This window comes from Rhizobium sp. CB3090 (assembly GCF_029714285.1).
Lineage (GTDB): Bacteria > Pseudomonadota > Alphaproteobacteria > Rhizobiales > Rhizobiaceae > Rhizobium.
The window spans coordinates 1,939,653-1,963,761 of the sequence record NZ_CP121662.1; the positions used below are offsets into that span (position 1 = coordinate 1,939,653).

Sequence of the window (24,109 nt, forward strand, 5' to 3'; positions counted from 1 at the left end):
GAAACCAGACGATTGAATTTGCTAGGTAATTTTAGAATTAAAGAGAGGCCGAAAATAAAGAAATCCGGGGCCTGCAAGCCCCGGATTCGGTAAACATGGTTAGCATCCTATTAAAAGGATGCCCTATACCGGATCAGTTCGATTGCCGGCGCAGGAAAGCCGGGATTTCGAGCTGGTCGTCTTCCTGGCTTGCCATGCGCGCCTGCGGAACCTGACGGCCCTGATCGTCGAGCTGGCCACGACGCGGTGCGTAGAGGCTTGCTTCCGGCGACAGCGGGCGGCGCTGCTGCGAAGCAGCGTTCGGAGCCGAAGCCGTCATATCGTTGAAAGCAGCATCCTCTTCGCGGCGACCGAGCGAATTGGTAATTCGCTTCAGCAGCCCCATCGGACCGCGCTCTTCGGAAGCCTGAGCGGCAACCGGCTGAGCACGATGTTCCATCTCGGCCTTAACGACCGGAGGGAAATCCTCGACTTTCGGCATGCGGACCTGCTCCGGAGCCTGACGAATGATCGGCTCCTGGCGCACCGGCTGCTGCATCTGCATGGGGGCCGGCTGCTGCATCACAGGCTGTTGATGCATGACCGCGGCCGGCTGCTGCTGAAGCGGAGCCTGGCGTACCGGCTGTGCCTCGGGTGCTGCGAAGATGCGGCTCTGGGGACGGAAGCTCTCCTCCTGAGCGACCGGCTGCTGCTGCATGACCGGCTGCTGCTGGCGGACAGGCTGGATTTCCAATTCACGCTCCATTTCGGCTTCCGCCATACGGATGGTCTGCGCGATCGGATCGACAACGGCCTTTGGTGCCTGCGCGACATGGGCAGGCTGAGCTGCGGCCGCTGCCGGAGCAACGGCCGCGGAGGGACGGACAGCCGGCTTTGCGACCGGACGGAATTCCATGGTCTTGTCGGCAGCTTCGTTCATCGCGCGATCGATGCCGGTCGCGACGACGGAAACGCGGATGATGCCTTCCAGCGATTCGTCGAAGGTGGCGCCGAGGATGATGTTGGCATCCGGATCGACTTCTTCGCGGATGCGGGTCGCAGCTTCGTCGACTTCGAACAGGGTGAGGTCACGGCCGCCGGTGATCGAGATCAGCAGGCCCTGCGCGCCCTTCATCGAGGTTTCGTCGAGCAGCGGGTTGGCGATGGCGGCTTCAGCAGCCTGCATCGCGCGGCCCTGGCCGGAAGCCTCGCCCGTGCCCATCATGGCGCGGCCCATTTCGCGCATGACCGAACGGACGTCGGCGAAGTCGAGGTTGATGAGACCTTCCTTCACCATCAGGTCGGTGATGCAGGCAACGCCCGAATAGAGAACCTGGTCGGCCATCGAGAACGCGTCCGCGAAGGTCGTCTTGTCGTTGGCGATACGGAACAGGTTCTGGTTCGGAATGACGATCAGCGTGTCGACCGACTTCTGCAGTTCCTGGATGCCCATTTCGGCAAGCCGCATGCGGCGGCCACCTTCGAAATGGAACGGCTTGGTGACGACGCCGACGGTCAGGATGCCCTTGTTGCGGGCGGCCTGTGCGACGACCGGCGCAGCACCCGTGCCCGTGCCGCCGCCCATGCCGGCAGTGACGAAGCACATGTGGGTACCGTTCAGGTGATCGATGATCTCGTCGATGCATTCTTCAGCAGCCGCGCGGCCGACTTCCGGCTGCGAACCTGCGCCGAGGCCTTCAGTGACATTGACGCCGAGCTGGATGATCCGCTCCGCCTTCGTCATCGTCAGCGCCTGTGCGTCCGTATTGGCGACGACGAAATCGACGCCCTGCAAGCCTGCCGTGATCATGTTGTTGACGGCATTGCCGCCACCACCACCGACACCGAACACGGTGATCCGCGGCTTCAGCTCGGTGATATCTGGCTTATGCAGCTTGATAGTCATGGTACCCGTTCCTTCTCTTTATGGCCGCATCGCCACGCCGGCCAATTCACTATATTTCACTTGCCTGACCCCTGCCCGGAAAGCGCTTGCCGCGATCCGGGATCAGGCACTCAAAAACTCTCCTTCAGCCATTGGCCAACGCGGCCGATACGGCTGTTGTTACCCCCAAGCGACGAGAGCAGACCGCTGCCCGCCGCATGTGTCTCCATGTCCGCAACCTGCGGATAGATCATCAGCCCCACCGCCGTCGAAAAGGCGGGCCCCTTGGCCGCTGTCGGCAAGCCGGATACGCCCATCGGGCGGCCGATGCGGACATTGCGGGCAAGAATGCGCCGCGCCACATCCGGCAGGCCGGTCAACTGGCTGGCTCCGCCCGTGAGCACGACACGCTTACCGACGATCGGGCTGAAACCGGAGCGCTGAATGCGATCCCGGATAAGCTCCAGCGTCTCTTCGATGCGTGCCTTGACGATGCGCGACACCAGCGCCTTCGGCACCTGCGTCGGCTGATCGCGCTCATCCTCGCCGATCGGCGGGATGGAAATCAGTTCGCGCTCTTCCGAGGAATTCGCGAGCGCCGAGGCATGAACCACCTTCAGCCGCTCGGCATCCTCGATGCGGGTCGAAAGACCGCGTGCAAGGTCGGTGGTGACATGATGGCCGCCGAGGCTGACGGCGTCGGTATGCACCAGCTTGCCTTCGGCAAAGACCGAGATCGTCGTCGTGCCGCCACCCATGTCGATTGCGGCGCAACCGAGTTCGACTTCGTCGTCGACGAGAGCGGCGAGACCGCTGGCATAGGGCGTTGCCACCATGCCCTCGACCGAAAGATGCGCCCGGTTGATGCAGAGTTCGAGATTGCGAAGGGCCGCGCGTTCCGCCGTGACCACATGCATATCGACACCCAGTGCATCGCCGAACATCGCCAGGGGATCGCGGATGCCGCGTTCGCCGTCGAGCGAGTAGCCGGTTGCCAGCGAATGCAGCACCGCACGCTCCTGACGGAGCGACTGCTGGCAGGCGGCGGCAAGCACCTTCTTCAGATCGTTTGCTTCGACCTCTTGGCCGCCCAGATCGATGGTGGCAGTGTAGATATCGCTGCCGAGACGACCAGCGGAAACATTGACGATCAGGCTGTCGACGGTCAGGCCGGCCATGCGCTCGGCGGCGTCGACGGAGAGACGGACGACATTTTCCAGAGCATCGAGATCGGCGATCACACCGGTCTTGATACCGCGCGAACGCTGATGGCCGATGCCGATGATCTCGATATTGTGCGTGCGGTTCGGCAGAACCTGGCTTTCCTCGCGCGGCGTCAGCCGGCCGATCATGCAGACGACCTTCGTCGAGCCGATGTCTAGGACGGATACGATGTGCGACCGCTTTGACGACAGCGGCTTCAGGCGTGGCAGACCGAAATGGGACGAACCGAATAAGCTCATGTATCCTGCCCTGCCTTCTTCAAAGCCTTTGTTCTTGCATCCAACGCCGCCTGGCGGCGAAGCGCTGCGTCCGGGGTCAATTCAATGGCGGTACGATCGTCAAGGCGAAGGTCGACGGCAGCGATATCGCGCTGCAGAAGGTTCTCATCCTTATCGAGCTTGGTGAGACGAGCGAGCGCGCCGTCGATATTGTCTTCCGGCAATTTGATGATCACGCCATTGTCGAGATAGAGATCCCAACGGCGGCCGGCGACGCGCACGAATGCCTTCACATGGCTGCGAACATCAGGCCACTTGGCAAATTCTTCATCGATGGAAGCCGCAGCCGTTTCGGCATCACGACCAACGAAGAGCGGCAGCTTGGCGAACTTGTTGTCGCGAAGCGGCGCGATCACGCTGCCGTCCTTCTGGATCAGCGAGAGTTCGGAGCCGTGCTGCCAGATGGCATAAGCCTTGCGCTCCGTGAGCTTCACTTCGATCGTCTTCGGATAGACCTTGCGGACTTCTACGTTCTGCACCCAGGGCAGACTTGCGATCTTCTGGCGAGCGGCATCAGCATCGAGCGCCACCAGCGAAGTGGTGCCGTCGAGACCGAGAAGCTGCAGGATTTCGATTTCCGAAGTCTGATCGTTACCGGAAACCTTCACGTCTTCGATAGCGAAGCCGGCAGCCGATGTCGTCGCCTGGGCGACATCCTGCGTGTGGCCGCCGATCGACATGCCGTAAAGGCCGGTCGCAGCGAAAAGAGCGAGAGCGGAAACCGTACCCGTATGGGCCGGAATATTGACACGCCCGGAGCCGAGACTCACGAGAAAACGCACGGCGCGGCGCAGCGGACGCGGCAGTACGAACGCATCTTCGACATCGTCGATCGCGAGCGGAACACGGTGGCGGGACCGCCTCATATTTTTGACCGTCAGCGCAAACAAGACGCGTCCTCCACCATCCACCGGAGAAATTCGCCAAAAGAGTAGCCGGCGTGAGCGGCCATTTCGGGCACCAGCGAGGTAGGCGTCATGCCTGGTTGGGTGTTGATTTCCAACCAGATAAGCTCACCCTCTTCGGAAAAGCGATCGTCATAACGGAAGTCAGATCGACTGACGCCACGGCAGCCGATAGCTTGATGCGCCCTTAACGCCAATGTTTGTATCTTTTGGTAAAGATTCGGTGAAATTCTGGCAGGGATGACGTGTTTTGATCCACCCTCCGCATATTTGGAATCGTAGTCGTAGAAGCTGTGCCCCTGCGGCACGATCTCGGTAACGCCGAGCGCCGTATCGCCCATGACGCCGCATGTCAGCTCCCGACCGTAGACGTAACGCTCGACCATCACCTCGTCGCCGTAGCGCCACTCGGAAGAGGTAATGATCTGCGGCGGATGCGCTTGATCTTCCTTGACGATCACCACACCAAAGCTCGAACCCTCACGCACTGGCTTCACCACATAAGGCGGCCGCATCGGATGCTCGCCGGCAATGGCGAAACGGTTCATCACTCGCGAATCGGCGACAGGAATGCCGGCCCCATCAGCCACCTTCTTGGCGCGCGATTTGTCCATGGCGAGCGCCGAGGCCAGCACGCCGGAATGCGTGTAAGGGATCTGCAGATATTCAAGGATGCCCTGAATGGTGCCGTCTTCGCCGAACGGGCCATGCAGAGCATTGAAAACGACATCAGGCTTCAGATCGGCAAGGCGCGCAGACACATCGCGCCCCACATCGACACGCGTAACCTGAAAGCCTTCGACCTCAAGAGCATCAGCGCATGCCTTCCCCGAAGACAGGCTAACCGGCCTCTCCGAGGAAAATCCGCCCAAAAGGACAGCCACATGCCTGCCACCCATCAATACCCCCAATTCACCATCTGCAATCGACATTTGCTCGATACGCTGAGCAGCGATTCTCGCCACTCCTTGTAGGCTTCATTAGAACAACATTAAGGTTAATGAAGCGTTTACTTTCGTTAACTTCCGACCGCTGTCATGGCGATCAATTTTCACGAATCAAATCGACTTGAAGAATTCTGCCATTAGAATCATGGAGTTGCTACATTTGAATATCCACCTTTAGAAAATTTTAAACAAATAAGCCCGCGCCGGGGTCTCCGCCGCGGGCATTCGTAAGGCTTATAGGGTCTCGGAATCAGTCGTGATCGCTGAGCAGTATCCAGGTGATACCGCCGAGCGCGCCACCGATGATCGGGGCCACCCAGAACAGCCAGAGCTGCTGCAGCGCCCAGCCACCAACGAACAAAGCCTGGCCGGTGGAACGGGCCGGATTAACCGAAGTATCGGTGATCGGGATCGAGATGAGGTGGATCAGCGTCAGCGCAAGACCAATAGCGATCGGCGCGAATCCGACCGGCACCTTGCTGCTGGTCGAACCGAGAATCACGATCAGGAAGAATAGCGTCAGCACGATTTCGGCAACCAGCGCCGATGCAAGCGAGTAGCCGCCCGGAGAATGCTCGCCATAACCATTGGCCGCAAAATCGCCGAGCTGGAAATCAGCCTTGCCGCTTGCGATCAGGTAAAGAACGACCGCAGCGACGATAGCGCCGACGACCTGGGCGATGATGTAAGGAATGAGATGCGAGCCGGGGAAGCGGCCGGCAACCATGAGACCGACCGAAACCGCCGGATTGAAATGGCCGCCCGACACACCGCCAACCGCAAAGGCCATGGTGAGCACGGTCAACCCAAACGCGAAAGCAACGCCTAGAAAACCGATGCCGAGGCTTGGAAAAGCTGCCGCAAAGATTGCACTTCCGCAGCCGCCGAACACCAGCCAAAACGTTCCAAAAAATTCCGCAATCATTTTTTCTGCATAGAATTTATCTCCACCGCTCTCAACCAGAGCGAAAGTAAGACATTTACGAGAAAAAGATTCCGGTCAAGACATTCCCGGACAAACGCCCGTCAGGGTGGCAAACGCGCGATCGCTCCGCTCCCGAAGCAGTTATTGCAACAAAGGATCAGCATGCAGGTGTCAGTTTCTTGCTTCTTAAACGTTTGCGCTGAACAAAAATTGCGCTAAGGACACGCGCTGCCGTTAAGGCAACGTTAAACCATCCAAATTGGTAGGACCATGACTGACGCGATATCTCCCTTATCGCCGACACCCTCGTCATCGAACAGCGTCGTTGCGAATTCCCCGGCACGCGTTCTGATCGCGAGCCTTATCGGTACGACGATCGAATTTTTCGACTTTTACGTTTATGCAACGGGGGCGGTCATCGTCTTCCCGAAGCTATTCTTTCCGGCTGCTGATCCGACTGCTGCGACTTTGCAATCCTTCGCAACGTTTTCGATCGCGTTCTTTGCCCGTCCGATCGGTGCGATGATCTTCGGCCATTTCGGTGACAGGGTTGGCCGCAAGGCGACACTCGTTGCAGCGCTCATGACGATGGGCCTTTCGACCGTCGTTATCGGCCTTTTGCCTGGATATGATTCGATCGGCGTTTTCGCTCCGCTGCTGCTGGCACTTTGCCGTCTGGGCCAGGGCCTCGGCCTCGGCGGCGAATGGGGTGGCGCGGTGTTGCTTGCCACCGAAAACGCGCCGGAGGGCAAGCGCACTTGGTACGCCATGTTTCCGCAACTTGGTGCACCCATCGGCTTCATTCTGTCGGCTGGTCTCTTCCTGATCTTGCGTGAAAGCATGTCGGATGCGGATTTCCTGAGTTATGGATGGCGCATTCCTTTCCTCATCAGTCTGGCGCTGGTGGCGATCGGCCTCTATGTTCGCCTGAAAATCACCGAAACGCCGGAATTCCGCCGCGCAGTCGAAAAGGAGGAGCGCGTTTCGGTTCCGATTGCGGTCATTTTCCGCTCGCATCTCCGCAGCCTCATCCTCGGCACGATCATCGCTGTCGCGACCTTCGTGCTGTTCTATTTGATGACGGCATTCACGCTGAGTTGGGGCACAAGGCCGCTCACCGCTACTCCGGCAGGCCTCGGCTATTCACAACAGCAGTTCCTGATCGTCCAGCTTGTCGGCGTCGTCTTCTTCGGCCTGATGATTCCGCTTTCCGGCCTGTTGTCGGATCGTTATTCACGCCGGCTGGTTCTGATCCTGACGACGATCGGCATCCTGATCTTCGGTTTGTTCTATTCCACGCTGCTGACCGCCGGCCTTGCCGGCGCATTCGCTTGCTCGATCATAGGCCTGGCCTTGATGGGCTTCACCTACGGGCCGATCGGCGCCGCACTTGCCGCTCCGTTCCCAACGGCGGTACGCTATACCGGCGCGTCGATGACCTTCAATCTCGGCGGTATCATTGGCGCCTCCCTGGCCCCCTTCATCGCCACCTGGCTGGCGACGAACTACAGCCTCGCCTATGTCGGTTACTATCTCACGATTGCAGCCATTCTCTCGCTGATCGGCATTCTGCTCTCGGGTAACGAAGAAATCTGAGAACTTTGCCATAACGAATTGAAAAGGCCGGGTAAAAACCCGGCCTTTTTGTTGAATCATTTTATGAAGTTTGAGCCGATTGCAGCGCAAACCTACTCCGCAGTGACGCCTTGGAAGGGGCGAACTTCTCGGCCGGGCATGAAGCAGCCCAGACGCTTGATTTCCCATTCCAGCTTGATGCCGGACTTTTCGAAAACCTCGCGACGGACCTGCTCGCCGAGATATTCGAGATCGTAGCCAGTCGCCTGCCCCATATTGATCATGAAATTGCAATGCAGCGATGACATCTGCGCGCCGCCGATGACGAGGCCGCGGCAGCCGGCTTCATCGATGAGCTTCCAGGCGGAATGCCCTTCCGGGTTCTTGAAGGTCGAACCACCGGTCTTTTCGCGAATGGGCTGCACCGTCTCGCGATGCGCCCGCACGGCATCCATTTCGGCCCGGATCTGAGCCTTATCCTCGGGATATCCCTCGAAAAGAACATGCGTGAAGATCAGATCGTCCGATGCTGTCGAATGGCGATAGGTGTAGCCCATCTCGGCATTGGTCAGCACATGCTTCTTGCCCTTGCGGTCGACCGCATGCACCTCGACGACCCGATCGCGCGTTTCGGAGCCATTGGCGCCGGCATTCATGCGCGCCGCGCCACCGATGCCGCCGGGAATGCCGTAATAGAAATGAAAGCCGCCGATACCATTGTCCATGGCCATGGCGGCAACATGCTTATCCGGGCAAATGGCGCCAGCCATGATGCGATTCTCACCGGCAAGCTCGACCGAGCCGAAGCCCTTGGCCGAAAGGCGCAGGACGACGCCAGGAATGCCGCCGTCGCGCACCAGGATGTTCGAACCGACACCCACCACCGTCAACGGCACTTCGGCCGGCAGGACCTTCAGGAAAGCGATCAGATCGTCGGTGTCATGCGGCTGGAACATCAACTCCGCCAGCCCGCCGGCGCGAAACCATGTGACGCGATCCATCGGCGCGTCCGGCGTCAACCGGCCGCGAATATCCTTTACGCTGTCGCCGAGCGACGCCAGAAGCTTTTCCCCATTTACCTGTTTCATGCGGACTTACCCGAAAGGCCTTCCAATTCCTTTGGCAATGAAGCTGCCCAATACGTGATGCTCCCAGCCCCCAAGAGAACCACAAAATCACCCGGTCGTGCAATCTCCGCGACCATGCGGGCAAGATCCTCCTGCGACTGCAGATAGCGCGCGTCGCGATGGCCACCTGCTTTGATGCGCGACACCAGAGCCTGCGAATCCGCGCCCTCGATCGGGTCCTCGCCGGCTGCATAGACCGGCGCCAGGAAAATGCTGTCGGCATCGTTGAAGCAGGCGGCGAACTCCTCGAACAGGCTCGACAGCCGCGTGTACCGATGCGGCTGGTGAACGGCGATGATGCGGCCCTGGCAGGCTTCGCGCGCCGCCCTAAGCACGGCCTTGATCTCCACCGGATGGTGGCCGTAATCGTCGAAGACCTTCACCCCGTTCCATTCGCCCGTGAGCGTGAAGCGACGCTTGACGCCGCCGAAGGAGGCGAGCCCCCTGGCGATCGCCTCATTGGAGATGCCGAGCCGGTTGGCGACGGCGATTGCCGCAGTCGCATTGGAAATATTGTGCCGGCCGGGCATCGGCATGACGAGATCCTTGATCTCGAAGACCTTCCCCGTTCGGCGCCTGCGAATTTGGATATCGAACAGCGAGCGCGTCCCGTCGATGCGCACATTCATGAAGCGCACATCCGCCTGTGGATTTTCGCCATAGGTGATGACCTTGCGGTCCTCGATGCGGCCGACCAGCGACTGCACTTCCGGATGATCGAGGCACATGACGCCGAAACCGTAGAACGGCACATTCTCGACGAACTGCCGGAAGGCGGCACGCACAGCGTCAAAATTGCCGTAGTGATCCAGATGCTCGGGATCGATATTGGTAACGACGGCGACGTCGGCAGGCAGCTTCAGGAAGGTGCCATCAGATTCATCGGCCTCCACTACCATCCACTCGCCCTCGCCCATACGGGCATTCGTACCGTAGGCGTTGATGATGCCGCCGTTGATGACGGTCGGGTCAAGTCCGCCGGCTTCGAGCAGGGTCGCGACAAGCGAGGTGGTTGTCGTCTTGCCATGCGTACCGCCGATGGCAATCGCATTGCGGAAGCGCATCAGCTCGGCCAGCATCTCGGCGCGGCGCACGACGGGCAGCAGCTTTTCGCGCGCGGCGACGAGTTCCGGATTGCTCTTCTTGATGGCGGTGGAAACCACCACGACTTCCGCGTCGCCGAGATTCTCTGCCTTGTGACCGATATGCACCGCGATGCCCTTTTCGCGCAGCCGCTGCACGTTGGCGCTTTCCGACTGGTCCGACCCCTGCACGCGATGGCCGAGATTATGCAGCACTTCGGCAATGCCGCTCATCCCGATACCGCCGATACCGATAAAATGTACGAGGCCGATAGCCTTCGGCAGCTTCATACGCCCGCCCCCTTGAATTCCTGAATTGAACGTCTTGCGGCAATAGCCTCAACCATATCGGCGAGCAAGCTCGCTGCATCCGGTTTGCCGGCCTGTTTGGCCGCAGCCGCCATCTTCGCCAGTTTCTCCGGCATCGTCATCGCACCGCGCAGGATCGTCGAGAGCTTCTCCGGCGTCAGCTCCGCTTGTGCAATGACCTTGACGCCGCCCGTTGCCGCAAGGGCCGCGGCATTGGCTGCCTGATCATGATCAAGCGCGTATGGATAAGGCACCAGAATTGCCGGGCGACCGATGACGGCGAGTTCCGATACGGTCGACGCACCGGAGCGGCAGAGGACGAGATGGGCAGCACCGATACGCTCGGCCATGTCGGTGAAGAACGGCGCGACATCAGCGCCCATCTCCAGCTTCCTGGCGCAGCTATTGACCGTCTCCATATCCTCTGGGCGCACCTGTTGCGTAATCCGCAGGCGCTTGCGCAGCGGCTCCTCCAGCAGACTGATCGCTGTCGGCACAGCCTTGGAGAAGTATTGAGCACCCTGGCTGCCGCCGAAGACGACAAGATTGAAAGGATCATCCGGGCCGGACGGCACATAGGGCCGCTTGGCCGCTTCGGTCACGGCCGGACGCACGGGATTGCCGGTCGTCACCGTCTTCTCCGGAAACGCACCGCTCTTCTCCAGGAAACCACCGGCAATCGCCTGAACGCGCGCGGCAAGCGCCTTGTTCGCGCGTCCCATCACGGCGTTCTGCTCATGAATCATCGCCGGCACGCCCATGCGGGTGGCGGCAAGCAGCGGCGGTATGGTCGGATAGCCGCCGAAGCCGACGACGCAGAGCGGCTTGATATTGCGGATCAGCTTGCGCGCAGCGCGCATGCCGGTCCACAGCGTCCAAAGCGACTTTGCGACCTTGATGGGGCTCTTCGAACCGATCGTTGCCGAAGGCACGACATGAATCTCATCCGCCGGAAACTTGCCGGCATAGCGTTCAGCGCGGCTGTCGGTGACGAGGTGCACGGAATAACCGCGCTCCTTCAGCTTGTGGGCCAATGCCTCGGCCGGAAATACGTGGCCGCCGGTTCCGCCGGCAGCAAGCAGGATAATACCTTTACTCATGATCTTCGCTCCCGCGAATACCCTCTGCGCGAGGGCATCTCCCTAATATAGGAAGCCGCCATGCCCGCGTCACTGAAGCGCTTCAAACCTCCTTCATAGACTCCCATCTTCGCGAAAGCGAACGAAGAATAGGTGTAATCGGGGAGATGGGGATAAAGCGCAGATGGGTCCAACGCGATCACTCCGCCGGCAATCCATGCGTCACGCGAAAGAGGCTGCGGTCCTGCGCCCTCTTTTCCGGCCGATGGCGCGTCAGGGCCAGAATGAAGCCCGCCGTCACGCAAATGGCGGTCATCGAGGAGCCGCCGTAGGAGATCAGCGGCAGGGTCATGCCCTTGGCCGGCAGCAATTGCAGATTCACGCCGACATTGATGATCGACTGAATACCGATCTGCAGCACCAGGCCCGCAACGGCAAAGCGGTTGAAATCATTCTTTTCCTTATAGGCATGCGACAGGCCGCGCAGCACCAGGAAGGCGAAGATGCAGACGAGCACCATGCAGAAGACCACACCGAATTCCTCGGCCGCCACAGAGAAGATGAAGTCGGTATGGGCATCCGGAATGATGCGCTTGACGATGCCTTCACCTGGACCAACGCCGAACCAATTGCCGTGGATGATCGCTTCCTTGGCGGTATCGACCTGAAACGTATCGCCCTCACCGGTCAGGAACTTGTCGACGCGAAGCGCCACGTGGGGAAAGACGTAATAGGCCGTCACGAAGCCGCCGACGCCGAGGCCGCCGAGCACACCGATCCACAGCCAGGGCATGCCGGCCATGAAGAACATGCCGCCCCAGACAGCGGTGGTAAGGATCGTCTGCCCAAGGTCGGGCTGCGCGACAAGGAGCGCTGCGACGATGCCGAAAAGGATGATGGCGAAGAGATTGCCCGGAATTTCCGGCTGGCGCGCATGCTCGGCAAACAGCCACGCGCAGACGACGACGAAGGCCGGCTTCATGAATTCCGACGGCTGGATGGAGAGCGCCGCGATGTTGACCCAGCGTCGCGATCCCTTGACCTCGACGCCGAAGAACAGCGCGAACAGCATCATCGCCAGCGAAACGATCAGCAGGATGACTGCCGTGCGCCGCACCTGCCGCGGCGTCATGAAGGAAATGCCGATCATCGCCGCAATCGCCGGAATAAGGAAAAGGGCGTGGCGCTTGACGAAGTGGAAAGGCTCCAGACCGATGCGTTCCGCCACGGCTGGCGAAGCCGCAAAGGAAAGCATGAAACCAATGCCGATCAACAGGATAAAAAGAGAGAGGAATACACGGTCGATGGTCCAGAACCATTCGGCCAAGGCCCCACGCTCAACGCGGCTTACCATATCAATCGCCTCCTGTTGCTGAACCGACCAGCATGGTGACACCCTCGATCGCAGCCACGTGGCTGACGAAGGCATCACCCCTGACCTCGAAATTCTTGTATTGATCGAAGCTTGCGCAAGCCGGTGACAACATCACCGCCGCCGCCTCATGTTCGTCCTTATCGGCATCGGCTGCGGCATGCGCCACCGCGCGCTCCAAAGTGCCCGATATTTCGTAGGGCACCTGCTCGCCGAGCGTCGCCGCGAAGGCTGGCGCCGCTTCGCCGATCAGATAAGCTTTGGCGATGCGCGGAAAAAGCGGCGCCAGCGTCGTGATACCGCCCTCTTTCGGCAGGCCGCCGGCGATCCAATAGATGTGATCGTAACTCGAAAGCGCCGGTGCGGCGGCATCCGCATTGGTCGCCTTGGAATCATTGACGAAAACGACCCGTCCGCGCCGGCCGACGGGCTGCATGCGATGCTTGAGGCCCGGAAAGGATTTGAGCCCCGCACGGATATCGTCAGCGGAAACACCGACGGCCAGACATGCAGCAATCGCGGCCGCGGCGTTCTGTGCGTTGTGGCCGCCGCGCAGCGTCTGGATACCGTCGAGATCGGCAATCTCCGCGGTCGCACCGGTCGATGCCTGAATGATGCGGCTGCCTTCGGCATAAAGCCCGTCAGCCAGCACGTGCCGGCGCGAGATGCGGTTGACCCTGCCGCCTGCCCGTTCGACGCGATCGGCAATCAGCGAAGAATAGCTGTCGTCGACGCCGATGACAGCAACACCGCTGCCGGCCACCAGCCGTTCCTTGATATCGGCATAATGCTGCATCGTACCGTGCCGATCGAGATGATCGGGTGTCAAATTGAGCAGAATGCCGGCGGAAGGATTGAGGGTCGGCGCAAGATCGATCTGATAGGAGGAGCATTCGACGACGTAGTAGCGCTCCGCCTTGGGCGGCTCCAGCGTCAGGATGGCCGTTCCGATATTGCCGCCGAGTTGCGTATCGCGTCCGCTCGATTGCAGGATATGGGCAATCAATGCCGTCGTCGACGATTTCCCATTGGTGCCGGTAATGGCGATGAAAGGGCAATCCGGCGCATGCGCCCGCCGCTCGCGGACGAAGAGCTCGACGTCGCCGATGACTTCGACACCGGCTGCGTGGGCGAGGTCGACGGTCCAGTGCGGCCTCGGATGCGTCAGCGGCACGCCGGGCGACAGCACGAAGGCCGAGAGCCCGTTCCAATCGATCGTTCTGAGATCGGCGACCGGGATATCTTCGGCCGCAGCCTTCGCCACGCTGTCGGGATTGTCGTCCCAAGCGGTCACCTCGGCACCACCGGCGACAAGCGCCCGCGCGGTGGCAAAGCCTGAGCCGCCGAGGCCGAACAATGCGACCTTTTTCCCTTTGAGCGTGGTGACAGGGATCATCGCCGCCTCACCGAAGCTTGAGGGTCGAGAGGCCGATCATCGCCAGGATGACCGCGACGATCCAGAAGCGGACCACCACTTGGCTCTCCGTCCAACCCTTCTTCTCGAAGTGATGATGGATTGGCGCCATCAGGAAGACGCGGCGGCCCGTCATCTTGAAGAAACCGACCTGGATGATGACCGAAAGCGCCTCCAGCACGAAGAGGCCGCCGATGATCGCCATGACGATCTCATGCTTGGTGGCGACCGCCACCGAACCGATCATGCCGCCGAGCGCCAGAGAACCGGTGTCGCCCATGAAAATGGCCGCCGGCGGCGCGTTGAACCATAAGAAGCCGAGGCCGGCGCCGATGACAGCGCCGAGGACCACAGCCAGCTCGCCCGTGCCGGGCACGAAATTGATCGCGAGATAATCGGCGAAGACAAAGTTGCCGGCCAGATAAGAAATGACGCCGAAGGAGGCGGCCGCGATCATCACGGGCACGATCGCAAGTCCATCAAGGCCATCGGTCAGATTTACGGCATTCCCCGCGGAAACGATGACGAAAGCGCCGAAGAGGACGAAAAACATGCCGAGATTGAGCATGAAATTCTTGAAAAACGGGAATGCGATCGATGAACCGAAGGTCGAACCGGCGGTGCCGGAGGACAGCGCCGTGGTCATCATGAAATAGACGGCGATGGCGGCGATGACGAATTCGATGCCGAGACGCGCGCGACCGGAAAAGCCTTTGTCGCTCTGCTTCGTGACCTTGAGATAGTCGTCATAGAAGCCGATGGCGCCGAAGCCCAATGTCACCAGCAGCGTTGCAACTACATAGACGTTGGCAAGATCGGCCCACAGCATTGACGACACGACGATGCCGGCCAAAATCATCAGCCCGCCCATGGTCGGCGTACCGGCTTTCTTGAAATGGGTCTGCGGACCATCGGCGCGAATCGGCTGGCCTTTCCCTTGGCGCACACGCAGGGAGGATATGATTCGTGGCCCGAAGAGGAAGACGATCAATGCCGAAGTGAACAAAGCGCCGCCGGTGCGGAACGTGATGTATCTGAACAGATTGAGAAATCTGAAATGAGTACTGAAAAAATGAACATGGTCCGACAGTTCGGCAAGCCAAATCAGCATAAGAGCCCTTTCTAAAGCCCCTGATGGGAGTTGGGCTCCGTGTCGGAAAATGCTGGAAACTTGTCAAGCAAAGCTGCCACTATATTCCCGAATCCTATCCCCAACGACGATTTCACCATCAAAACGTCGCCAGGGGCGACCGAGTTGAGCACGAATTCCGAGAGCTCCTCCGTATTCTCACGGTATTCGACATGAACACTTTCCGGGAGCGCATCCCTCAACGCTGCCATCTCCGGACCCGCCAGCCAGACATGCTCGATGCCGGCCGCGAGCAGCGGACCGGCAAGATTGGCATGCACTCTCTGGGCATAATCCCCCATTTCCAACATGTCGCCGAGAATGGCGACCCGCCTGCCCGCTCTGGCGCCGACATTGGCATCCGGCGAAGACGTCGCAAGCAGCGCAATGGCCGCGCGCATGGATGCGGGATTGGCATTGTAACTTTCATCGATCAGCGTGAAATAGCCGTTGACGATCGCGCGTTTATGGCGCTGTCCCCTGCCCTTTTCCGCCTGCAGCGTCGCCAGCGCATCGACCGCTTTGTCGAGATCAGCTTCGACGAGCATCACCGCACCGAGAACGGCCAGCGCGTTTTCCGCGATATGCCGGCCGGGCGCACCGATCGCCACTTCCATCGTCTCGCCGCCGATCGTCAGCCACAGCGTCGAATTCTCTTCCGACGCGTTGAATTCCGCGAGCCGCACATCTGCCTTCGCATGCTGGCCGAAACTGTGCACGTGTTCGACACCGGCGGCCAGAGCAGCGCGTTCCAGGAAATCGAACTGATCGTTGTCGCGGTTGAGAATGACATGACCACCTGGCACGACGCCGTCGAAAATCTCTGCCTTGGCGGCAGCAATTTCCGTGATGTTCTTGAAATTGCCGAGATGAGCCGGCGCAATCGTGGTGATGATCGCCACATGCGGCTGCACCATCCTGGTCAGCGGCCGGATCTCCTCCGGATGGTTCATGCCGATCTCGAAAACGCCGAAATCCGTATCCTGAGGCATTCGCGCCAAACTCAGCGGCACGCCCCAATGATTGTTGAAGGAGGCGACCGAAGCATGCACCTTACCGGACGGCGAAAGCGTCCGGCGCAGCATCTCTTTTGTGGTGGTTTTGCCGACAGAGCCGGTGACGGCGATGATGCGCGCCTGCGTACGCTCGCGGGCGGCAGCGCCCAGCCTCGCAAGCCCGGCCAATACGTCGTCGACGACGATCTTCGGCACAGTCAGCCGGCCCATTGCCGGCAGCCGCGCCTCGCTGATCACGATCAACGCCGCACCGTTTGCCATCGCCAGGTTGGCATAGTCATGGCCATCGACACGATCGCCCTTGATGGCGAAGAAGGCTTCGCCCGGCTTGATAGAACGGCTGTCGATGGAAATCCCAGTAACGCCCTCAGGCATCGCCCCGAAGGAGCGGCCGGCGATGGCGGCGATCATGTCTTCAGTTGTCCATAGCCAGCTCAAGACTTTATCTCCTCCAGTGCTTTGCGCAGTTCGGCATGGTCGGAGAATGGCAGCGTCACGCTACCGATCGTCTGACCTTCCTCATGCCCCTTGCCCGCGACAATCAGCGTATCGCCGGATTTCAGCATCCCGACCGCCTCGCGGATCGCCTTGGCGCGATCGCCGATCTCGATGGCGCAGGGTGCTGCGGCCATGATCTCGGCGCGGATTGCTGCCGGCTCTTCGGAGCGCGGGTTATCGTCGGTGACGACAACCACGTCGGCCAGCCGGCAGGCGATTTCGCCCATGATCGGCCGCTTGCCGCGGTCGCGGTCGCCGCCGCAACCGAAGACGACGATGACGCGGCCAGTCGTGAACGGCCGCACCGAATTCAACACATTTTCCAGAGCATCCGGCTTATGCGCATAGTCGACATAGGCAAGCGCGCCGTCGTGGGTATGACCGACAAGCTCCAGTCGCCCGGAAGCGCCGGCGAGCTTCTCCAGCGCCGCCATGGCAACCGGCGCGGCAACGCCGGTGGAAATGGCAAGACCGGCGGCAACAAGCGCATTGGCGACCTGGAAATCGCCGGCAAGCGGAATATGGATTTCGAAAATATCGTCACCCACATGCACTTCCGCGATCTGCTTGTGACGGAAATGCTCGACACGCTTCAACGCCAGGAAATCGCCCTTGCGGCCGACAGTGCGTATGTCCTGGCCGGCGTCGCGCGCAGCCGCGATCGCTCGTTCCGACCATGCATCGTCGGCAAAGATCACCGCCGGCGAGCCTTTCGGCAACAAATCTTTAAACAGCCGCATCTTGGCGGCCATGTAGTCCTCGACTGTCGGATGATAGTCCATGTGATCGCGGCCGAGATTGGTAAAGGCGGCAGCGGCAAGCCTGACGCCGTCGAGGCGGAATTGGTCGAGGCCATGGCTGGAAGCCTCCATCGCCGCACGGGTGACACCCTCATCCGCAAGCTCGGCAAGCAATTGGTGCAGCGATACCGGATCTGGCGTCGTCAGCGAGCCGTAGTCGTTGCGCGTCGGCGACATGACGCCGGTCGTTCCGATCATCGCTGCCGGATGGCCCGCATGCGCCCAGATTTGACGGGTGAAGGAAGCGACCGAGGTTTTGCCCGCGGTGCCGGTAACGGCGACCATTGTCTCAGGTTGCCTGCCGTAAAAGCGGGAAGCAGCGACCGCGAGAAAACGGCGCGGCTCGGCAACGGTCAACACCGGCGCGCCGGCAGCGACAGCTCCTTGGCCGGAGACAACGACAGACGCACCACGCGAAATGGCATCGGCAATGAAATTTGCGCCGTCGGCCTTCGTGCCGGCGACAGCTATGAAAGCCATGCCGGGTGTCACCTTACGGCTATCGGCGGAAAGGCCAGTTATCTTAAGATCGCCAAGTGTCCCGCCGATTTTTTCATTGAGTTCCGGAAACGCGTTTCCGGCGATATCCCGCAAGTTCATCGAATATACTTTTCGCCTTCTTGATCAGTCCGCCCCTCGCGAATCGACTTGTGTATTCTTTCACGCTTAATAAGACACCAGCAAGGCCGAGTTGCCGTTTCCGAAGCTGGGCTGGATTCCGAGGATGGGCGCGGCCCTGGCGATGATATCGCGAGCGATCGGCGCGGCCGTAAAGGCCGAGATCGTGCCGCCATGTTCACCGGTCTTCGGCTCGTCGCAGAAAGTCATGATGACATATTGCGGATTGTCGATCGGGAACGCGGCCAGGAAGGTGTTGAAATTCAGCGTGTGCGAATAGTGGCCGTTGACGACCTTATCGGCAGTGCCGGTTTTGCTGCCAACGTCATAGCCGGGTACGCGGGCGGCGCGGCCGGAACCCTTGGAGCCGTTGAAATCGAGCAGGAAGCGGATGTCGTCGCTGGTGCTCTTCTTGACGACGGTTTTGGCGATCGCATCGGCCTGTTCGCGGGTGCGGGGCAGGAAAGTCGGCTCGATCAACTTGCCGCCGTTGACGAGAGCCGCGCCGGCGACCGCCGTCTGCAGCGGCGTGGTGGAAACACCGTGACCGAAGGAGATGGTGATCGAGTTGATCTTTTTCCACACACGCGGTTGCGTCGGCATTTTCACTTCCGGCAGTTCGGTCTGCATCTTGGTGAGCAGCCCCATCCGGGTCAGGAATTCCTTATGGGGTTCAATACCGACGAGGTCGGCGATCTTCGCGGTACCGATATTGGAGGAATACTGGAAGATTTCCGGAACGGTCAGAACACGATGCTGGCCATGGAAGTCGTGGATCGTAAAGCCGCCGATACGGATCGGATTGGTGGCATCGAAGGCATCGCGCAGCGTCACCTTGCCGGAATCGAGCGCCATCGCCATGGTAAAGGTCTTGAAAGTCGAGCCCATTTCGAACGTGCCGTTCGTCATGCGGTTGAGCCAGCCTTCGGAAGCGCCTTCGTTCGGATAGTTCGGATCGAAGTCGGGTGCCGACGCCATGGCCAGCACTTCGCCGGTGCGAACGTCGAGCACGGCGGCGCCTGCCCCCTTTGCCTGGAAATTGTTGACCGCGTTGACGACCGCGTCATGGACGATGTCCTGTACGCGCAGATCGATCGACAGCTTCACCGGCTGCAGCGGTTGGTCATTGGTCATGCCGGCAGCAGCGAGATCGGCGAGCCCCTGGTCGTCGATGTATTTCTCCATCCCGGTGACGCCGCGGTTATCGATATTGACGTAGCCGAGAATATGGGCGGCGGTCGACCCGCCCGGATAGAAACGGCGCTTTTCCGGGCGAAAACCGATGCCGGGAATGCCGAGTGCCAGGATTTGGCTCTGCTGTTTCGGCGTCAACTGACGGCGAAGCCAGGCGAAATGCGAGGTTTTGACGGCAAGCTTCTTATAGGTGCCCTTGGTATCGAGATCGGGCAGAACGGTGCGCAATTGCTCGACCGCTTCATCGGGATCGATGATCTTGTTCGGCTCGGCGAACAGCGACACCGTGCGAATATCGGTTGCAAGCAGGGCGCCGTTGCGGTCGACGATATCGGGGCGCGACGCCATCAGCCGGTCCGGCGGCAGGATGCTCGACGTCGTATCCGGCGGCGTCATGGCAAATTGGGCAAGACGGCCACCGATGATGCAGTAGACGACGGTAAAGCTCGCGACCAACAAAACGACACGGCTCTTGGCCTGATTGGCCTTGCGTTTACGGGCGCCTTCGAAGGTCGAGTTGCCGAAACCGTCACTCGGGCGGTTATTGCCGTCGGTGGAGAAATGCGCCTTGCTTTTCAAGACCATGATGCGCGAAAGAAAAGACATCACTCGTCCACCGATCCCGTTGCAATATTGTCGACTTCTTGTTTTTTGTGCTTCACCAGTGACGGCGCCTTCGCGACCGGACGCGGCGCAGGAGCGGCGGCGACATCGGCAATCGCCTTTCTGATTTGCGCATCCGTCGTGTCGCCGTTCTTCGATGCTGCGGCAGCCTTCACCTTACTGCTAGCCGTTTTGGCGCCGCCATCCTTGGCATCGGCGACCACTTCCGGCGGAACCTGCGAGCGGAGCATCGGCAATTCGCTCGGCTGCACGATCGCAGTCGAGAGCGTCGGCTGCAATTTGAGCTCGTCATTGTAGTTGTTGACCAATCGTTCCAGGCGGTTTGGCTGCACAACCAGCGCCCAGTCCGCCTTCAGAAGCTCGATCGTGTCCTTTTCCAGCTTGATCTCCGATTCGAGGCGATGAACCTCCTCGAGCTTCAGCTCGGCATGATGCTTGATCGTGTAGGTGACGGTGGCCATCGCTGTCATGACGCCGATCAGAACGATGTCAAAAGTCTTCAGCATATCAAGCTCCGAGCTTTCCGAGACTGGCGAGATTGGGCAGATCGAAGATCGAGAGATCGGCAGCCTCAGCCGGCGCCGCCGTGCGAAGACCCGCACGCAGCTTGGCCGAACGCGCCCGCGGATTGACCTCCGCCTCCGCGTCGCTCGCGGAAACCATCGCCTTGCCGATGGGATCGAAAGTCGCGAGACGCTCATGCACCATGGGCATATGGCGGGAACCGGTGGCACGGCCGGAGCGATCGGCAAAGAATTTCTTGACGATGCGGTCTTCCAGCGAATGAAAGGTAACGACGACCAGGCGTCCGCCCGGCTTCAGCGCCCGCTCGGCAGCAAACAGCGCCTGCGCCAACTCGCCGAGTTCGTCATTGACGAAAATGCGCAGCGCCTGGAAGACACGGGTCGCCGGATGGATCTTATCCTTGGCCTTCCGCGGCGTCACGATCTCGATCAGTCCGGCGAGATCGCGAGTCGTGACGAACGGTGTTTCTGCGCGGCGCTTTTCGATCGCATGCGCTATGCGTGGCGCCTGCTTCTCTTCACCGAGGAAGGCGAAAATTCGAATGAGATCGGCGAGCTTGGCGCGGTTGACGACGTCGGCCGCCGATACGCCGCTTGCCGACATGCGCATGTCGAGCGGGCCGTTCTTGTTGAACGAGAAGCCACGCTCGGCCTCATCGAGCTGCATGGACGAAACACCGATATCGAGCACGACACCATCGAGCCCACCCTGCGGCGCGTAATCGGCAAGCTGTGAAAACTGCGAATGGACGAGAGAAAGACGGCCCGCATGAGCGGCAACCATTGCCTGCCCTGCCGCGACCGCCGTCGGATCACGGTCGAGCGCAATCACATCTGCGCCGGCCGCGAGAATAGCCGAGGTATAACCGCCCGCGCCGAACGTGCCGTCCAGGATGAGCTTGCCGGGAGCCGGCGCCAACGCCTCAAGCACTTCCGCAAGAAGAACCGGAATGTGACGAACCGGTCCGCCACCAGCATCAGTCGAGCCTCCGCCAGGATTCGCCGCCATTCCGTTTCCCCGTTCTACTCCGAGCGCCGGCCCGCCAGCTTGCGCTCCTCTCGTGCCTGCGCCTGCAAGGCCCGAAAAGCCTCCGGCTGCCACAATTGAAAATGATCCGCCCGACCGACAAAAGTCACCTCGTTGGCGATACCGGTGAAGCCGCGGATAAAATCCGTGACCATCAACCGCCCTTCCGCATCGAGCTTCATAAAGACCCCGCCCCCGTGAATCAGGAGCGACATCTGGTTCGCCGCCGGCGAAAAAGGATCGTCCGCCGCAATCTGCCGCTCGAAACGATCGAGCAGATCGAGACCGCCCACACTGATCGCCGGAAACACAAAATCCTGGAAACAATACAACTCCTGGATATTGCGCTCCACCAGCACGGAACGAAATGCCGCCGGCACGGATACCCGGCCCTTGGCATCGATCCTGTTGGTCGCATTCGACAGGAAGCGGTTCATGACGCGAAACACCCGTTTCCCATGACATACGGGCGATCAGTCGCCCGCAGACATAGCCAAAATCGGACACAGCTTCGCAAGCCGAAAGAGAGAATACCCTTCCGCCACCCCCAAGAAAGGAGGAATCATGGCTTTGCGATGAACGGGCGCTGATTTGCCCTTGTGCAGTGTGCTTTTGGGATACCATGGGACCATTTGGGCGTCAATGGGATGAAGCCACACAGACGTGGCCACAGCCTGAATATTCATATCCCGTTAAGTTTAACGAAAGGTTAGGATCACCCTGAACCGGGGAGGTAAACCGGATTGTTTTCACGACGAAAACAGCTCGTCCGGCTTGGTCGAGAAACTGAAAACAAAGGCTTTTGGCAGCCCGACAAATTGTTTCCACAAGGGCAGCGACGAGCACCGAGATCAGCGAAGGATAATTTGCCAGTTGGCCTGTAAGCCGGGTTCTGTATGGCTCCGGCCGAGGCCGGAACGTGGCAGCCATTCATCTGGGACGACGCTTGCGCGTCGCCTCGTGCAACCCACCCGGATGACCGGCCCGGAAACGGGCTGGACCGCTTTCGCGATCCGCGTCATCCCTATTCGGTTTTGCTCCCGGTGGGGTTTACCGTGCCGTCGCTGTTGCCAGAGACGCGGTGGGCTCTTACCCCACCCTTTCACCCTTACCCGATCCGAAGACCCGGCGGTTTGCTTTCTGTGGCACTTTCCCTGAGGTTACCCCCGCCGGACGTTATCCGGCACCGTGTTTCCGTGGAGCCCGGACTTTCCTCACCTCACCGCCTTTCGGCATTGGTGAGGCGCGGCTGCCCGGCCAACTGGCAGGGCTCCATTAGCCGAGAGCGCCGGCAATTGCCATCGAAATATGCGGCTTTATCCCCGTTCGGACCTAAGCATGGAAATGTGCAGAGAAATCCGTGCGGTAGCCGTCGTCCTTGATTCGACCCTCGAGCAGCAGTTCTGCGCCGAGCCTGCCGATCTCGTCCGAACTCTTCGCCGCCGTGCCGCAGCCGCCGGTCAGCACCGCTACGCGCGGCGATGACGTGTAACCGATCATGGGATACCTGGTCGGCGAATAGGAAACGGCACAGGAATTGGTGAACGTCGACGGCCCCGTGACGCTCGGAACCAGCTCGTGGATAATCCGCGTCAGGTGATCGCGTGCCTTGTCGCGGCCGGCGGTTCTAAACCACCGACGCAGATCCGGCTCGTTTTCAAATTCGAGATCGTCCGGGTCGCCGCCGATCTTGATGTAGTATTTGCCGTCCGGATATCGGATCGGGGGCAGCAGGTAGATGCTGTCGGTATGATCAGGCCTGGAGGATATCAGCGACGGCATTACCGAAAGCGCCTCGGCCTCCGCCTCGCTCACCTCAAAGAAAGCCACCGTACGACCATAAACCTTCATCTCAACCGACTGCGGCAACAGACTCTCGGCAATGGAAAAACCGCCGGCGGCGAGCAGGATTTTCTCCGCCCGGAACGTCTCGCCTTCCGCCGTCGTGACGAGCGCCAGACCACCCTCGTCGCGGATCGAGACAACGGTCTGCTTGATGATGCGAGCCCCGGCTTTCTCCGCCAGCAACGACTGCGCCTTCACCAGCCGCCGCGGGCTGATGTGTCCGGCGCCGTGCGGCTCGTAGACACCCTCGCTGTCGTTGGCGAAGGAGAAGAAAGGGAATTTCGCCTTCAATCCGGCATCGTCCAGAAGCTCCGTCCGGACACCGAGCCGAGCTGCCGCGTCGACGACATTGCCGACATAGGCGTCCGTGCCGCCCCGTTTCGGACCGACCACGAGGCAACCGACAGGAGCATAAAACTGAATGCCGCTGTCGCGCTCGATCTCGGCATAGCGGGCGATCGAACGGTTGGCGAGCCGCGCCCAGTCGGCGTCAGGATCGATTGTGCGGGTGATCCGGCCTTCGTCATAATGACTGCCGAAAACACTCTGATGGTTCGCGCGATCCTCCGGCTCGTCCGGGCCGATGACGGCTATGCCGTCCACCTGCTTGGCCAAATGGCGGGCGGCAGCCGCCCCCATCATTCCCCGACCGACGACAATGAACCGGAAATCCGCTGCCATGTTATGTCCCTCGCAAATGATTGCAGACTCGATAACATGGAAAGCAGTTTCG

Annotated in this window: 19 protein-coding genes and 1 other RNA gene; 1 reads left to right on the top strand and 19 read right to left on the bottom strand. The window is 60.3% G+C overall.

Annotated elements, in window-relative coordinates; translation table 11 throughout:
* Window positions 1–133: 133 nt before the first annotated feature.
* The 5 genes from ftsZ to aqpZ form a co-directional block, all read right to left on the bottom strand.
* Window positions 134–1,885 carry a cell division protein FtsZ gene (gene ftsZ, locus QA646_RS09410; RefSeq protein WP_283058799.1) on the bottom strand — a complete coding sequence of 584 codons (1,752 nt, stop codon included), beginning with the start codon at window positions 1,883–1,885 and terminating at the stop codon, window positions 134–136.
* Window positions 1,886–1,995: 110 nt separating this feature from the next.
* The gene (ftsA, locus tag QA646_RS09415) at window positions 1,996–3,327 is read right to left on the bottom strand and encodes a cell division protein FtsA (protein WP_283058800.1); all 1,332 of its coding nucleotides are present in this window, start codon (window positions 3,325–3,327) and stop codon (window positions 1,996–1,998) included.
* Window positions 3,324–4,232 carry a cell division protein FtsQ/DivIB gene (locus QA646_RS09420; protein WP_283058823.1) on the bottom strand — a complete coding sequence of 303 codons (909 nt, stop codon included), beginning with the start codon at window positions 4,230–4,232 and terminating at the stop codon, window positions 3,324–3,326. Before QA646_RS09420 ends, ftsA begins: the two co-directional genes overlap by 4 nt.
* Window positions 4,233–4,243: 11 nt before the next feature.
* Window positions 4,244–5,170, bottom strand: coding sequence for a D-alanine--D-alanine ligase (locus QA646_RS09425; RefSeq protein ID WP_283058824.1), 927 nt, complete (start codon window positions 5,168–5,170; stop codon window positions 4,244–4,246).
* Window positions 5,171–5,468: 298 nt separating this feature from the next.
* Window positions 5,469–6,143 carry an aquaporin Z gene (aqpZ, locus tag QA646_RS09430; protein ID WP_283058802.1) on the bottom strand — a complete coding sequence of 225 codons (675 nt, stop codon included), beginning with the start codon at window positions 6,141–6,143 and terminating at the stop codon, window positions 5,469–5,471.
* A gap of 270 nt (window positions 6,144–6,413) precedes the next feature.
* Between aqpZ and QA646_RS09435 the strand changes: the two genes are divergently transcribed.
* Entirely contained in the window at window positions 6,414–7,739 is a 1,326-nt protein-coding gene (locus tag QA646_RS09435; protein ID WP_283058803.1) for an MFS transporter, read from the top strand.
* A 92-nt stretch (window positions 7,740–7,831) separates the two neighbouring features.
* On the opposite strand, the gene murB is transcribed toward QA646_RS09435, so the two are convergent.
* From murB to QA646_RS09505, 14 genes are all read right to left on the bottom strand, one after another.
* On the bottom strand, window positions 7,832–8,806 hold the full coding sequence (gene murB, locus QA646_RS09440) for a UDP-N-acetylmuramate dehydrogenase (RefSeq protein ID WP_283058804.1): 975 nt from the start codon (window positions 8,804–8,806) through the stop codon (window positions 7,832–7,834).
* Window positions 8,803–10,218 (bottom strand): UDP-N-acetylmuramate--L-alanine ligase, encoded by a 1,416-nt coding sequence (gene murC, locus QA646_RS09445; RefSeq protein WP_283058805.1) that lies wholly within the window; start codon window positions 10,216–10,218, stop codon window positions 8,803–8,805. Before murC ends, murB begins: the two co-directional genes overlap by 4 nt.
* A complete protein-coding gene (murG, locus tag QA646_RS09450; protein ID WP_283058806.1) occupies window positions 10,215–11,336 on the bottom strand; it encodes an undecaprenyldiphospho-muramoylpentapeptide beta-N-acetylglucosaminyltransferase in 1,122 nt (373 codons plus the stop codon). The genes murC and murG overlap by 4 nt, the downstream gene beginning before the upstream one ends.
* A 178-nt stretch (window positions 11,337–11,514) precedes the next feature.
* Window positions 11,515–12,669, bottom strand: coding sequence for a putative lipid II flippase FtsW (ftsW, locus tag QA646_RS09455; RefSeq protein ID WP_283058807.1), 1,155 nt, complete (start codon window positions 12,667–12,669; stop codon window positions 11,515–11,517).
* Window position 12,670: 1 nt separating this feature from the next.
* Entirely contained in the window at window positions 12,671–14,083 is a 1,413-nt protein-coding gene (gene murD / locus QA646_RS09460) for a UDP-N-acetylmuramoyl-L-alanine--D-glutamate ligase (RefSeq protein ID WP_283058808.1), read from the bottom strand.
* Between the two features lie 7 nt (window positions 14,084–14,090).
* Complete coding sequence (gene mraY / locus QA646_RS09465) at window positions 14,091–15,212, bottom strand: phospho-N-acetylmuramoyl-pentapeptide-transferase (RefSeq protein ID WP_283058809.1); 1,122 nt, start codon at window positions 15,210–15,212, stop codon at window positions 14,091–14,093.
* Between the two features lie 11 nt (window positions 15,213–15,223).
* Window positions 15,224–16,684 carry a UDP-N-acetylmuramoylalanyl-D-glutamyl-2,6-diaminopimelate--D-alanyl-D-alanine ligase gene (locus QA646_RS09470; protein ID WP_283058810.1) on the bottom strand — a complete coding sequence of 487 codons (1,461 nt, stop codon included), beginning with the start codon at window positions 16,682–16,684 and terminating at the stop codon, window positions 15,224–15,226.
* Window positions 16,681–18,144 carry a UDP-N-acetylmuramoyl-L-alanyl-D-glutamate--2,6-diaminopimelate ligase gene (locus QA646_RS09475; RefSeq protein ID WP_283055220.1) on the bottom strand — a complete coding sequence of 488 codons (1,464 nt, stop codon included), beginning with the start codon at window positions 18,142–18,144 and terminating at the stop codon, window positions 16,681–16,683. Before QA646_RS09475 ends, QA646_RS09470 begins: the two co-directional genes overlap by 4 nt.
* A 66-nt stretch (window positions 18,145–18,210) precedes the next feature.
* Entirely contained in the window at window positions 18,211–19,962 is a 1,752-nt protein-coding gene (locus tag QA646_RS09480) for a penicillin-binding protein 2 (protein ID WP_283055221.1), read from the bottom strand.
* Window positions 19,962–20,486, bottom strand: coding sequence for a hypothetical protein (locus tag QA646_RS09485; RefSeq protein WP_283055222.1), 525 nt, complete (start codon window positions 20,484–20,486; stop codon window positions 19,962–19,964). The genes QA646_RS09480 and QA646_RS09485 overlap by 1 nt, the downstream gene beginning before the upstream one ends.
* A gap of 1 nt (window position 20,487) precedes the next feature.
* Window positions 20,488–21,513 (bottom strand): 16S rRNA (cytosine(1402)-N(4))-methyltransferase RsmH, encoded by a 1,026-nt coding sequence (gene rsmH / locus QA646_RS09490; protein ID WP_283055223.1) that lies wholly within the window; start codon window positions 21,511–21,513, stop codon window positions 20,488–20,490.
* Window positions 21,514–21,527: 14 nt separating this feature from the next.
* Window positions 21,528–21,968: a division/cell wall cluster transcriptional repressor MraZ gene (mraZ, locus tag QA646_RS09495; protein WP_283055224.1), complete on the bottom strand. Its 441-nt coding sequence runs from the start codon at window positions 21,966–21,968 to the stop codon at window positions 21,528–21,530.
* A gap of 428 nt (window positions 21,969–22,396) precedes the next feature.
* Window positions 22,397–22,796: RNase P RNA component class A (gene rnpB / locus QA646_RS09500), an RNA gene on the bottom strand.
* A 67-nt stretch (window positions 22,797–22,863) separates the two neighbouring features.
* Window positions 22,864–24,057 (bottom strand): FAD-dependent oxidoreductase, encoded by a 1,194-nt coding sequence (locus QA646_RS09505; RefSeq protein ID WP_283055225.1) that lies wholly within the window; start codon window positions 24,055–24,057, stop codon window positions 22,864–22,866.
* Between the last annotated feature and the right edge of the window lie 52 nt (window positions 24,058–24,109).